A 13294-nucleotide genomic window follows, 5' to 3' on the forward strand; every position below is an offset into this window, starting at 1 on the left:
TATATAAGGTGTTGGAATTATTTGGCTTTATAAGTTTCCTGAAGTATATAGCAACCGGTAATAGATAAACTGTGCACTGGTTTGTGCCCGAACCAGATCATACCTCGTTTCCAGGTACAAATTATCGGCATCAAGCAAATCGGTAAGCAGTGCCAGCTGGTTAAAATATTTAGCACTTATTATTTTGTAATTAACCCTTGCCTGCTCTATTGATTTTTCGGTAACGGTTATGCGGTGGAGCGCTTCCTTATATTTGATCAGCAAACTTCCGGCTTCCTCCCGAACATTATCACTGATGTTTTGCTGTACATATTGCAGTTCCTGCAACCTGATGCGACTGGCCGAAGTTTTATGCTTATTTTGATATGCTGATGAAATATTATACTGAACCCTTACCCCAATAAAACCAATGGAGTAGGCCTGATTTACCGGGGGATAAAAAAGGTAATTCGGATAATTAATACCATAAGCAGAATACAATGATATGGTTGGCGAAAATCCGCTTTTAACTCCCTTTATCCTGGCATCCTGGATTTTAATATCCTCAGCGGCCTTGCGTATGGCATAAGCGTCTTTCGCGGCTCCAAATAACATAGGTGTCAGACTTTCAACAGCTGGTCTGGGCATAGCGGCCGAATCAGAAGGTGCAACTTTAGTTGAGTCGGACAAGTCAAGCAATACATTTAATTTTTGATTGGCTATCTCTATATCATTTTCAGCTTGTTCAAGGTTAAGCTTTGCAGCCGACAATGCTAAATCAGCCCTTAATACATCACTTCGGGTTACCTTCTGATTATTATATAACGCAGTGATATTTTTTAAACGGGTTTCGGCCCGCAGCACCTGTTCTTTAATAAACTTTCTTTGATCATTCAACTGAACCATATTAAGATATTGAGATACTACCTGCAAACCAACATTTCCAGTTTGCTCCTGTGTGCTTACAGTTGCGAGATCTTTTTTACCGCTTTGCTCAGCCTCATACGCCTTTTGGCGGCCGCCTGCATAAAGATTAAAATTAGCGGATACTCCTGCATCCGCTCCGTTAGGCGTTGGATACCTGGACATTGATTTAACAGATTTAAGTCCCTGATATAATGTAAGTTCTGTAAAACGCTGATAATTTGCGCCGGCAAAAATTGATGGGAGCGCGTTATTCCGGGCATCTTTAAAATCAGCAGTACTGGCGCTTTCTTCACTTTTGGCGGCCTTAACCAAGTTATTACTGCTTTTTGAAAGATTAATGGCCTGTTGCAATGAAAGCGTGTAAACTTTACCCAAATCGGCAGCTATCTGGGCATTGGCGACAAACTGCAAAGCAAAAAGCAAGGTAAAGGCAATTCCTGCTAACTTTATAATAGGCTTATTAATGACGATTTTCATGACGTTATTATTAATATGAGCAGCTGCTGTTTATCCATGCTATAGCGCTTATTCACTTCTCGTTAATTTTCAACTTCTATCTGAAAAACATCTGCTGATCTTTCAAATTCAAGGTGTATCGGATTTTCTAAAGAAAAGATGGCCACATCGCCATAATTGAGGTACTTGCCGTTGGCCAGTACTGCGCCGCACAAAATTGAAAGAATGATACTATGCGTTTTTTTGCTACCGGTTATATCATAACTTGTGCCTGCTTTAAATTTTATTCTGCCTAAGCCGCTGTTATCTGAATTTAAAGTATGTAAAATGTGGTTAAGGCCATTACTGTTAGATTTAAGCCATATTTCTAACAATTCGTTTTCAAGGCCGTCGTCCGAATTGTACAGAACCGATTGCAGGGCTCCATTGCCGGGGTTAACCACCAATACATCATCCTGGTTTAAAACAGTAGAGTAACCTGTAGAATCATAATAAGCAGCTGATCCGCTGATCACTATTCTGATGATTTGCATAGGGCTACCAGTAAAGTTTTGAATTTCCTGCCGTCCGGCCTTCATTACTTTATTGTCAAACCTTATTACAGTACCCCAGCCTGTTGCTACTGGCGGATATACCACAGGATAAATGGCGTGCGATATTTTTACACCTCCCATATCTGTAAATTTCCTGTTTTGCTCTGCGATGTACCTCATATCTGTTTTGTTAACAACTTTAAGATTTAAGTCTTCACACCTCGTTTGTACAATACAAATATCTTCTCTAAAACACCCCGAAAAAGGTTTGGATTACTGTATTTTTCGTCGAAATTCCTGTTTTGAGATTTATAGAAAAGACAGGGCAGATAGAACATTCGTTAAACAAAAAAAGGACCTGCAACGTTGGTTACCGATCCTTTTCCATAGGTTTTATATTTTCAGTGTTTTTTATTCAGGATGTTTATGAAAGGCTATCCCTAACCGGTTCCAAGAGTTCATAGAAACAATTGCTAGTATAATTTTCGCGGTAGTAGCCTCGCCAAAAAGAGCAACTGCCTTTTCAAACAACTCATCGCTTACCCCATGCTCCGAAATGTTAGTAACCTGCTCGGTAAGTTCAAGTATTACCTGGTCTTGCTCGCTGAACCAATTGAGAGCTTCGCGCCAGGCACTCATTACATAAAGGCGTTGTGGTTGTTCCCCGTATTTGATAGCATCCTTAGTGTGCATATTTAAGCAATATGCACAGCCATTAATTTGCGATGTACGCACCTTGATCATTTCGCGCTGAATTTTATCAAGCGGTGTATCTGCCAGCATTTTATCTAATTCAATAAATGGCTTGTAGGCTCCGGGCAATACCTGAAGCAAATTAAATCTTTCTTTCATAAAATGATTGTGTTGGTTTGTTAGTTAAAAAACTATGTTGCTCGAATTATTGTTGATGTATTCAAATTTAGGCCGCGCTACGAACCGATATATTGAAAAGTTTTTCTGTTTACATCATTAAGATAAATCGCAATGTTTTTTGCCAACCAGCATTAGGTCATACTATTTTTGAGCAGCCCATGCTAAACCATCGGGCCCATTACCTACGTCAATATGATTGATTACCTGAAAAGTTTTAAGATCTACAACAGCAACGTAATTATCCGCTGTACAACCTATAAAGGCCCGAGATCCATTGGGTTCAATTAAAATGCCAGCCGCACCTGAACCAATATTAACGCGTTTTAATTCTTTACGCGATTGAGCATCATAAATAAACAGATCGCCATTACTCAAACTCGAAACTAAAATGCGCCTACCATCAGGTGTAAATTTAAGCCTGTTGGCTCCAAATATTTTTGCATCAATTTTCTCTGAAACCTTATTGCTGCCGAGATCAATAATGGATATGGCCCCATCCGTAGCGGCGGCCGTCCACAGTTCACCGCCATTGGGCGAAACATCAAACCCTTCTGCACCTTTTGATACGTGGACAACCTTTGCTACCCACTTACCAGGAAACGTATCTGTTAAAATACTTACCGTTCCCGAGTTAACATTAGTTGTATAAACTTTTTTGCCATCGGCAGTTACGTATATCATGTGCGTTCTATCCTGCCCGGTGGTCATACTCCAATCTACTTTGCCTGTATGCGGATCATAACTTCCTACTGATCCTGAACCTTCGGCTGTAAACCAAACTTTGCCATTTGCAAACATTAAACCATGCAAACCTTTAAGCGGATCTGTATCTACTTTGGTTAAAAGTTTCTGGTTAATGATATCAATTACATCAAGTTCATGAAACCTTCCTCCACCATAGCTGGAAACGTAAGCTGTTTTACCATCGGAAGATGCAACAACCTCGTGCGGATCAGGGCCAACAGGAACTTTTGCAATAACTTTAAAAGTGGCGGCATCTACAATTGTCAGCGTGTGTTCTGCTTTTGATAAGGCAAGCAGGTATTGCCTTGGTTTTGACTGAGCCTCGCTGTTCATGGGCCAAAACCATACAAGCAACAACACCATACCTACAATGAATAAACAACTTATTTTAAAGCAATTAACTGTTGCAGAAAAATACTTATCAACTGATTTGCTCATACTGAATAATTAATGGTTGAGAAATTCGGATCCTGGTTTCTGGTTACTTTATAAAATAAAAATAACCACCTTTTGTTTACGCCAATAAGCCAAATGCTAACCGACCATATAAATAAAAAGAGATTTAATCAATGTAACCCTTTTCTGCAAACACCTCAGCACGGCTTTGTTCAATCGGGAAAATTATAGTTAGTGTAACTCCTGAATCGTTTTCAACGGTAAATTTCCCTTTCAACTGTTTACCCAACGCTTTCATCATTTCCATTCCCAACGAACTGGTTTCGCTGAAATCAAAATCAGGGGGCAACCCTTTGCCTGTATCCGAAACTTTTAAAACAGCATTTCCACTCTCATGCATAGCCAAGCTTACTAAAATTTCTCCGCCACGCCGGTCAAAGGCGTATTTTATGGCATTGGTTATGGCCTCATTTAATATTAACCCAATGGGTACAGCCTGGGCCGGGTCAAGATTCAGGGGGTCTGATGCCTGTATTATTTTGATATGCCTGAAACCGGTATCAAAAGAATCACTTAAGTAGTTGATAAGCTCGGAAATATAAGAGGGCATTGATACAAGCGCTATGTTACCGCCGCTATATAATTTCTGATGTAAAAGGGCTATAGCATTTACCCGGTGCTGGCTGCCCTTGATGGCTTCAATTGCTATATCATTCTGCAAATACGCCGACTGCGTATTTAAAATGCTCATCACTATTTGCAAGTTGTTTTTTACCCGATGATGTACCTCTTTTAATAGCCATTCTTTTTGTTTTAGCAGATCTTCCAGCAGTGTGTTTTTAGAAGTGATAATCTCATTACTCTTTTGCTTATGCAAATTTTGACGATATAGCAACATTGCAATAACCAGCAATAAGAATATTCCCCCAATAGTAAAGTTCTTAACTACATTGGCCTGCTGTAAATTAGCCCGCTCCAACCTGCTTTTTTGATTCAATAGTGTAATTTGCGCCTCTTTCTGCTGCGTTTCAAATTCAATTTGTAATTGTTCTATTTGTTTACTTTTGGTGAGGTTGAACACAGAATCCTTAATTGCATTGGCTTTAGTAAGGTGATTAATAGCCGACTGATAATTGCGTTGAGCTGTATCCAGAGAAAACCAAAGTACATCATTGGTTCCCATATCATTCTCATTACCTACTTTTTGAAGCAGGTCCTGGTTCATTTTGAGATATTTTAAAGCCTCTGAAAACCTGCCGATTCCTATGTAAAATTTAATGATCAGTTCATAGTAACCACTGCGCGAATATAAATTAAGGTTGGGGTTTTTTGTTTGTATGATCAATTCATCACAGTACTGCCGGGCAATATCATATTGTTTTAGGGCAAGATATATTTTCAGATAGGTTTGACTAACCCCATCGCCTCCTTCATACAATCGTTTCTTTGGATAAACAAATTTCTGGGTTATACCTGTCAAAAACGCTTTAGCCTTTTGAGCTTGCCCCGATCGAAGATAAACGTCAACTATATTACCGGCAAGCAGGTATATGGTTATATTGTCTTTCTCAGATTTGGCAATATCCAGCGCGCGTGAAAAATACATCAGTGCCTTTTGGCTATCGCCCAGCTTTACAAAGTCGTATCCTAAATTATTGTTGATCTGACACAGGAGCCGCACATTATCTGCGCTGCTTTCGGTAGCCATTTTCAGTGCCATCAGCTCATAATCAATAGCTTTTTTATAATCGCCTTGGGTGTAGTAAAGCCTGCCCATCAACGCGTAAATACCCTGAGTTTCCGTATATCTTGCCAGCCTGTAATTGGCCAATGCCTTTTTTGCCTCTGCAAATGATTGGGTATAATCATTTTTCATTTGATGCAGATCGGCCAATAATCTGTAACACCGTGCCAGTTCAACCAGGTGATTAGTTCCTTCCAAAGCATTTACAGCCTTGTTCAGGTAATAGATACGGGAAATCATAGACTGCTGCAAAAAATCCTGACTGTAATATTCTGACAACTCGAAGTAAGCCTTGCCAAGCAAAGGTTTGTCTCTAGATTCACGAATATTTACAATAGTTCTTTCAAGTAATGACTGGCCCATTTTTAGTTCGCCCTTTGCTTTGTAAAGTGCCGCGCGCATCAACGCAATATGATTGCTGATATTGGGCTTGGGCGAACGCCCGTTTAATTGCTCTGATTGAATAATGAAGTAAGCGGCACTATCTAATTGTGATGTTAAAGGATGGCGTAAATGCGTATAAAACTCTGCCAACTCCAGCAAGCTATTAATATGATTGGTACCCGTTAAGTTGTTTTGTAACAGCAAAGAATCAACATGGCGCCTGGTGATCTCTTGCGCGTTTACTGAAATGATCAAAAAGAGACAAGGTAGAAGCAGTTTACACTTTCGTATCATGTCAGCCCGGCTGATATTTGGTTTCGAGCTAATATACATCTGTCTTTTTTTAAATTTAAACATAATCATGTATATCTGCCAATTTAAAAAAGCTTAGATGTTAAGCGATTCCTACACTTGTTCATCCTTTAAATACCATCCTTAATGCCTGATCCCTTGTCATAAAAGCAACTGCCCAGTTATATAAGGTTTTTATCTTGTTATTATAATTAACCAAAGATATCAGATGTATAAACAGCCAAACAAATAAAGCAGCAAAGCCACTTAAATGAACCTTATGCTTAAATAGGTCAACTACTGCATTATGTCGGCCTACAATTGCCATATCTCCCCTGTCAAAATATTTAAAGGGTTTAAAACCTTTGCCCCTGGCCAGCGCGTCAAAGTTTTTAGCCAAATTACGGCCCATTTGTATAGCCACCTGTGCTAACTGCGGATGACCTTTAGGATAAACTGAATCCGTTTCCTGCACGCTGATATCGCCAATGGCCCATATGTTACTTAAATCCTTTACCCGGTTAAAGTCATCTGTTATCATACGTTTACCCATGCCCAGGCTGGTAGCAGGGATACCATCAAAAGTATTGGCAATAATACCGGCTGCCCAAATCAGCGTTTTTGCTTCAATAATTTCACCGTTTGAAAACTCAACCCTCCCATTAATAAACCCTTTAACGTGCGTATTTAATATAACCTGAACACCCAAATCCTGTAAAGCTTTGCGTGTTTCACTGTGTGTTTTATCACTCATAGGAGCCAGCAAATCCGGGCCGCCATCAACTATGTAAAGTTTTCCGGGTTTGCTGGAAAGTTCAGGATAATCCTTAGCTAAAATATATTTTTTCATTTCGGCCAGCATACCTGCCACTTCTACACCTGTTGGCCCCCCTCCGGCAATTACTATAGTTAATAGTTTTTCGCGCATTTCTGTACTCGTAGCAACTGCGGCTTTTTCTAAAGTTTTCACCAAAGCATTACGCATACGTAAGCCATCGTCAATTCCTTTCAACGATATAGCATTTTGTTCAACACTCTCAATACCATAAAAGTTAGTTCTGGCCCCGGCCGCAAATACCAGATGATCGTATGATAATTCACCATCATTCAAATAAACAATTTGCGCTTCCGGGTCAACCCTTAGTAATTCGGCCATTCTGAAACTTATTTGTTTATTTCTGAAAAGCTTTCTGAAAGGGTAACTAATGCTTGACGGCTCTAAAAAACCAGTGGCAACCTGATAAAGCAGGGGTGTAAAATAATTATAGTTGTTTTTATCAACCAATATAACCTCGTAATTTTTATTCTTATAAAGCCGCTGGGCCAGGTTCAATCCAGCGAAACCTCCGCCTATAATAACAATCCTTTTTTTAGTGTAATTTGCTGTTGGATGCGTCATGATATTAATATTAAACTGCACTATTTCCTTAATCAATTCATCAATAATATTTTAACAAAGCACTTAGCAGTTATTACTTTATAGCTTCTTATTTTATGGCACAAATTTTCCTGCTATATTTTTTTAAAAAGGTTTATTGGGGCTTCAGCATCGGTTGGCATCCTGTTTTTTTATAATGCTTTGCGATATTCTATAGGGGATAAACATGTATGAGTCTTAAAAAATTTGCCAAAAACCGATTGGTCAGAGAAATTAAGCCTGTTACTGATCTGAGCTATACTTAAATCTATATCCTGCAACAACACCTTGGCTTCAAGCAAAACAGCATCATCAATCCACTCGCTTGCGGTTTTACCTGTTTGTTTTTTAATGGCTTCTGAAAAATACTTAGGCGAAACATTTAATCTATCGGCATAAAACCCAACCGATCGGTGCCGCCAAAATTCTTTAACCAACAAACCACGGAATTTTATAAATATGGAGCTATTATCACACCGGTCTGCCCGAATATTATATTTACAGTGAAGCGCCGCTATTTCATGAATTAAGAGATAGGCATAACTGCGCATAAGTAAAGGCTCATGAGGGAGATCTTTATCATAACTATCATTGATCAAATCAAATACAGCAGCCAGCCTGTTCTGTTCAGGTTCATGTAAACTCAGCACATGCAAATCATCGTCTTCAAAAAAATGATACCTGTTGAGATAAAAGATATTGGCCCTTGTTTCCAATAAAAATGAATCCTTAAAAAACAGGATTTCCATATTTGGCGTGCTATCTGTACGGTAAAAACTTCGAATAACGGTTGGCCCGATAGTAATAATTGCCGGCCCGCTAATATTGTAACTGGTTAAGTTGGTTTTAAAATGCATTTCGCCGCTTTTGAGCAACAAAATAGAATAGGTTTCGGTACGGAATGGTTCTTCGTTATACAGCGGTTCTCTACCATTAGCAACATACAGGTAATTGTTTCTTTGGCAAGGCAGCTCAAAAGCTCTTTGCAGCCGACTAATAGAGTATGTAGCTATATCTTTCATCTGATGATGGCTAACCAGCTGTTTATTTTTGCTGATTTGCCCAGATAATAGGTTATTGATCGGCTGCTGATTAAAGGTCATGTTTTACCGCTTAGTTTGTTACTTCGTTTATCCAGAACTCATCACTATAATCATCCTCAAAAGGTTCATGATTACCGGCTAATATTTCACCTACTTTCATGAGCGTTACGGCCGGCAATTCTTTTTCCAGATACGGAAATAGTTCTCTCTCTTCAAAGCGGATATGGTTTATGAGCAGTTCCGCGAAAACCAGATATTCTTCGTTTGTTCGCAGAAGATTGTTTTGAATACGCCAAAAGCCCTCCTTTAATAATTTATGCTCATCCAATCCCCTTTTAGTAAGCGCGTTATTTATAAGGCTAAATAGCAATTCTTCTTCCTGTTTGAAATGTCTTTGTAAATGATGCGACCAAAAAAAGTCAGCATATTTATTCAATCGCCAAAAGGGTATTCCTTTTTTAATACCTTCTTTTATTTTCCAGCTAAACAATAAACCTTCATGATGTTCCCTTGATAGGGCCATCATATACACGCTTCTTTTTAAAGGTTTATTTTCCATTGTCAATCTCTTAATTACACCATCGCTATAGTTTTATGGAAAGGGAGGTGATGATGAAATAGCCGGTCCAGGCAACAAATAAAATAATACCCACCATTAGCCACCACGGAATACTTTGAGGAGTTTCACTACCTACCAGCATAAAACTTTTCTGATCTCCTTTCCCATAAGCATTGATCATGAGCGGCAGCACACCGTCAACAATTTCATCTTTTTTGAGCCCCTCAATAGCAATAGCCGGACCGTTACGAACCACAAATGGAATAAATTTAATACCCTCCTTACCGAGGTGGTCTTTACTCACCACTTTGAGAATGTGGCTGCCATCGGTAAGCTTCCGGGTATCCAGATCAAATGAAACCGGTGCCGGAAATTCACCAATTGGCTGGGGATCATCGTCCATAAATAAGGTTATAAAACTTTGCTCTCTCATTGGTCAAAATCGTTAAGCACCATTCTTTTAATGTGATTTTCATTTTTCTCGGCCGGCTTTATAAGGCACTTTATAGTAGCGTATAAAACATACAGGGTTACCACCACCATAATACCCACAATTAAATAATCCCAGTTACTATCGGGGCCAGCGCCGTGTGTGATACCTTCCAATACCTTAGGCTGCTGCTTACCGCAAGCCGGGCAGGCAAAAGCACTTAGTTTTATAAAAAAAAATAAAATAAGTATGCTGTATTTTCTCATATGGTATAAAGTCAATGCTTTTACTTCTTGGCAATAACCGGTGCGGCAGGCCTTTTTAATGATTCAATAATTTTTTTCACTTGCGCAAGTGTTGCCTTTTTAGAATTATTACCCCAGTTTTCGCGCTCATGATTTACAATGGCGGTTACCTCTTCAGGTTTTAAATTATTGTTGGTACCCACTGCAGGCATCACTCCGTATCCTTCACTAACGCGGCCATTATATCCCTCCATAATAATGGTTACCTGTACCTCAGGATTATCATCAAGTACCACCTTGCTACCCTTTAAAGGCGGGAATGCGCCAACCAAACCTTCCCCATTGCTTTGATGGCAGCTTTGGCAATTGGCCGCATATAAAGCAGCTCCATCAAATTCAGGTTTGGCAGCGCTCCCTGTACCTTTAGTCCCGGTATTTAAATCCGTTTTACTTTGTCCGTAAAGAAAAATGGGGACAGGCTTTCCATCGGGCAATTTTGTTTGTTTTAATGATTTGAGGTAGGCAACCAGCGCAAGGGCCTTGTGTGTGGCTACAATTTTTCCGCTTATACCTTTCTTAAATTCGTCAGGAACGTTTACCGTTACATCCTCCACAAATGGATAATCCTTTACTTCAAACAACCACTCATATGATGGCATTACCGATTCCTTTACAACAGTTCGTGGATTAAAAAGGTGAAGCAGGTGCCAATCACTTACGGGCTGTCTTTTGCCAATATTTGTAAGGTCGGGGCCGGTACGTTCAGATCCCATGAGCAATGCTGTACTGCGCCAGGTATCCATGCGCGTATTACGGGCATAATCGGCCGCTACACTTGGCCGCTCACCCCAAACCTTATCCATATCAACATTACGTACCTGTTGGGTATGGCATGCTATACACCCTTCGGCTACGTATACCGCCTTACCTTCATTTTCAAGGGCTGTGAGCGCTTTACTGTTTGGCAGCGGCGCATTATTGTTCTGGCTGGTTAAAGCTGGCCCTATAGCTACAAAACACGTAAGCAGAATAAACAAACCAGCTGCCGCAAGGAAAAGCCCTTTATGATTATTATAGAGTTCCATTGGTGATTTCAGTTTCGGGTTGAACAGATGGGTTTAGTTGCTCAAAAATTTTCTTTTTAATATCTGCCTCCACACCACCGGTGGCCATAGAATATAGGTTCCAGGCAAATATGATATGTGATGCCCACATCAATGAACCTCCTATAGCCCGCCACAACCAATAAGGTGCCATGAGCACTACTCCATCAATAAATGGCTTTCCTGCCTGCCAGGCTATACCTTTTAATGTTCCGCCTACCATTAGCGGAATCGTATACAGTAAGACACCAATCAGTGCCATCCAAAAGTGAGCACCTACCAAACCTTGTTTGGGTTCACGGCCTGTTAATCGCGGAATAAGCGTATAAACGCAGCCCCAAAGCAGAAACGCTATGATACCATACATGGTAAGGTGCGAGTGAGCCACGGTAAAATCGGTAAAATGCCATACCAGGTTTGTTGACCTGAAGGCTTCGGCCGTACCTTGGGTTGAACCTGTAAAATAAAATAGTATCCCTACAATGTAAAATGGCAATGTATAGCTGCGTCCTATTTTATGGTAACTGCCCCTGAATGTCATTAAAAAGTTGGTTGTGCCCGAAAACACAGGTATCAGCATACCCATACTACCTACAATAGCTACTGTTTGCAACCACCAGGGTATTGAGCTGAATATAAAATGATGCGTACCTATAAGTGTATAAAACAATATCTGCGACCAAAAAGCAAGTATTCCAAGGCTGTAGGAATATATTGGGGTATTAAGCTGTTGTGGTAAAAAATAGTAAACCAGCCCAAGGTTAAACAGCATGAACCACATACCAACAGCCTGATGCATGTAATATCCCTGAACAATGGTTTCGCCCAGGCCATTTTGCCACCAGGGGATATAACCCACTATGGCAATAACCGTTAAAAACATCAATGCCGAAACAATATACCAGTTAGATATATAAATCTCTTTGGTTTTACGCTGTGCTATGGTTTGTATATAATTGATGAGCGTAAGTACAATACCGAGAGCAAAAACCCCCATCACGGGCCAGGTGTATTCGCGATATTCGCCTCCTGCGTTATTAATGCCTGCCATAAGGCATAAACTACCCGTAATTATTGCTGCGTTTATTAAAATTAAAGATTGATAGGCTCTTTTTACGCTATATACAACTGTATTGCTCACTGTTGATACCACATAATAACCCAGCCCTATCATAGCAAGCGATGACCATCCCCAAAATACCATATTGGTATGCACCGGTCTCAAACGGCCAAAACTTAACCAACTGATGTGATCGGTGTCGGGCGATACGAATTTTATACCCAGATATTCGCCTATAGATGTGCCGATAACCAACCAAAAAGTGGCTGTACCTAAATACCACATAATAAGCCTTACTATTTCTGGATCAATCTGGTGCTTATTGGCTGCCTTACGTTTTGAAGCAAAAAATCTTGGCGATTCAACCTCGGTAATATTACGTAGCAAGGCCCTTTTATCATCAGGTAATAATGTACCTGCCAGTTCATCATCTGTTAGTTTAAAATTAAGTGCCTGTTTGCGGTTGATCAGATCATCTACAGAAACAGACTGCTCGTCTACCGCGCCAGTAAGCGCGAGCGTATCCTTTTTAATTTTACTGTAACGGGTTCTGCGTGTTATATTGCTAAGTCGTAGGCCAATTAAATAAACCGTAACAACCAGCGGAATCAATACCAGCGCAAGCATGATGAACATACCAGGGCTTTTCATTACATCACCGCCGTTATCAGCATCCTGAGCATGGGCTGCCAAAACAGAAAAAACAAGAAAAAAAATGGTAAGTACCGCACCCTTTCCCGGTGATTTGTGCCGGCTTCCGTTGTTCCCTTTAATTTTTTTACGTCGGTTAATTAACAGATCAAGTTCTTCTGCATCCAGATTGTTAACCTCATTCTGTAACCAATGTGTTGATGAATAATCAGTTTCGGCCGTATCCTGCCTCAAACTTTTGGCCAGCCTTATTAACCAAAGCAATAGTAATAACAGTAAAAAAATAACCAGAGCTATAAGTATACAGGCCCCTACACTAAATACAGGTGTCGGAGTTATGGCACTATCGGCTCCATAAACAGTTGCACCATAGTTTAAAACCAATAAACTTATTGTAAGCCAGCCTGTTTTATAACGGTTAAGGTTCATGACAAATTTGTTGAAGATGATTACTCTTTT

Annotated in this window: 12 protein-coding genes; all 12 read right to left on the reverse strand. The window is 40.0% G+C overall.

Features of this window, described 5'->3' with window-relative positions:
• Positions 1–27 precede the first annotated feature (27 nt).
• The 12 genes from QWZ01_RS09475 to QWZ01_RS09530 all read right to left on the reverse strand — a co-directional run bounded on the left by QWZ01_RS09475 (position 28) and on the right by QWZ01_RS09530 (position 13264).
• Positions 28–1383, reverse strand: a complete 1356-nt coding sequence (locus QWZ01_RS09475) for a TolC family protein (RefSeq protein ID WP_290323068.1) — start codon at positions 1381–1383, stop codon at positions 28–30.
• Positions 1384–1445: 62 nt separating this feature from the next.
• Positions 1446–2075 (reverse strand): pirin family protein, encoded by a 630-nt coding sequence (locus QWZ01_RS09480; RefSeq protein ID WP_290323069.1) that lies wholly within the window; start codon positions 2073–2075, stop codon positions 1446–1448.
• 231 nt (positions 2076–2306) lie between these two features.
• Complete coding sequence (locus QWZ01_RS09485) at positions 2307–2747, reverse strand: carboxymuconolactone decarboxylase family protein (protein ID WP_290323070.1); 441 nt, start codon at positions 2745–2747, stop codon at positions 2307–2309.
• A gap of 162 nt (positions 2748–2909) precedes the next feature.
• The gene (locus QWZ01_RS09490; RefSeq protein WP_290323071.1) at positions 2910–3950 is read right to left on the reverse strand and encodes a YncE family protein; all 1041 of its coding nucleotides are present in this window, start codon (positions 3948–3950) and stop codon (positions 2910–2912) included.
• A gap of 124 nt (positions 3951–4074) precedes the next feature.
• Complete coding sequence (locus tag QWZ01_RS09495) at positions 4075–6291, reverse strand: tetratricopeptide repeat-containing sensor histidine kinase (RefSeq protein WP_290323072.1); 2217 nt, start codon at positions 6289–6291, stop codon at positions 4075–4077.
• 160 nt (positions 6292–6451) lie between these two features.
• Positions 6452–7726: an NAD(P)/FAD-dependent oxidoreductase gene (locus QWZ01_RS09500; protein WP_290323073.1), complete on the reverse strand. Its 1275-nt coding sequence runs from the start codon at positions 7724–7726 to the stop codon at positions 6452–6454.
• Between the two features lie 170 nt (positions 7727–7896).
• A complete protein-coding gene (locus tag QWZ01_RS09505) occupies positions 7897–8847 on the reverse strand; it encodes a helix-turn-helix domain-containing protein (RefSeq protein WP_290323074.1) in 951 nt (316 codons plus the stop codon).
• Between the two features lie 10 nt (positions 8848–8857).
• Entirely contained in the window at positions 8858–9346 is a 489-nt protein-coding gene (locus QWZ01_RS09510) for a hemerythrin domain-containing protein (protein ID WP_290323075.1), read from the reverse strand.
• Between the two features lie 25 nt (positions 9347–9371).
• Positions 9372–9779 carry a cytochrome C gene (locus tag QWZ01_RS09515; protein WP_290323076.1) on the reverse strand — a complete coding sequence of 136 codons (408 nt, stop codon included), beginning with the start codon at positions 9777–9779 and terminating at the stop codon, positions 9372–9374.
• The gene (locus QWZ01_RS09520; protein ID WP_290323077.1) at positions 9776–10042 is read right to left on the reverse strand and encodes a hypothetical protein; all 267 of its coding nucleotides are present in this window, start codon (positions 10040–10042) and stop codon (positions 9776–9778) included. The genes QWZ01_RS09515 and QWZ01_RS09520 overlap by 4 nt, the downstream gene beginning before the upstream one ends.
• 20 nt (positions 10043–10062) lie before the next feature.
• Positions 10063–11106, reverse strand: a complete 1044-nt coding sequence (locus QWZ01_RS09525) for a cbb3-type cytochrome c oxidase subunit II (RefSeq protein ID WP_290323078.1) — start codon at positions 11104–11106, stop codon at positions 10063–10065.
• A complete protein-coding gene (locus tag QWZ01_RS09530; RefSeq protein ID WP_290323079.1) occupies positions 11093–13264 on the reverse strand; it encodes a cbb3-type cytochrome c oxidase subunit I in 2172 nt (723 codons plus the stop codon). Before QWZ01_RS09530 ends, QWZ01_RS09525 begins: the two co-directional genes overlap by 14 nt.
• Between the last annotated feature and the right edge of the window lie 30 nt (positions 13265–13294).

Origin of the sequence: Mucilaginibacter aquaedulcis (assembly GCF_030409325.1) — a bacterium.
In the GTDB taxonomy this organism is placed as follows: domain Bacteria; phylum Bacteroidota; class Bacteroidia; order Sphingobacteriales; family Sphingobacteriaceae; genus Mucilaginibacter; species Mucilaginibacter aquaedulcis.

Coding starts and splice junctions, on each gene's coding strand:
- QWZ01_RS09515 (WP_290323076.1), bottom strand. CDS start 9,779: ATGAGAGAGCAAAGTTTTATAACCTTATTTATGGACGATGATCCCCAG.
- QWZ01_RS09520 (WP_290323077.1), bottom strand. CDS start 10,042: ATGAGAAAATACAGCATACTTATTTTATTTTTTTTTATAAAACTAAGT.
- QWZ01_RS09530 (WP_290323079.1), bottom strand. CDS start 13,264: ATGAACCTTAACCGTTATAAAACAGGCTGGCTTACAATAAGTTTATTG.
- QWZ01_RS09510 (WP_290323075.1), bottom strand. CDS start 9,346: ATGGAAAATAAACCTTTAAAAAGAAGCGTGTATATGATGGCCCTATCA.
- QWZ01_RS09505 (WP_290323074.1), bottom strand. CDS start 8,847: ATGACCTTTAATCAGCAGCCGATCAATAACCTATTATCTGGGCAAATC.
- QWZ01_RS09475 (WP_290323068.1), bottom strand. CDS start 1,383: ATGAAAATCGTCATTAATAAGCCTATTATAAAGTTAGCAGGAATTGCC.
- QWZ01_RS09490 (WP_290323071.1), bottom strand. CDS start 3,950: ATGAGCAAATCAGTTGATAAGTATTTTTCTGCAACAGTTAATTGCTTT.
- QWZ01_RS09480 (WP_290323069.1), bottom strand. CDS start 2,075: ATGAGGTACATCGCAGAGCAAAACAGGAAATTTACAGATATGGGAGGT.
- QWZ01_RS09485 (WP_290323070.1), bottom strand. CDS start 2,747: ATGAAAGAAAGATTTAATTTGCTTCAGGTATTGCCCGGAGCCTACAAG.
- QWZ01_RS09525 (WP_290323078.1), bottom strand. CDS start 11,106: ATGGAACTCTATAATAATCATAAAGGGCTTTTCCTTGCGGCAGCTGGT.
- QWZ01_RS09500 (WP_290323073.1), bottom strand. CDS start 7,726: ATGACGCATCCAACAGCAAATTACACTAAAAAAAGGATTGTTATTATA.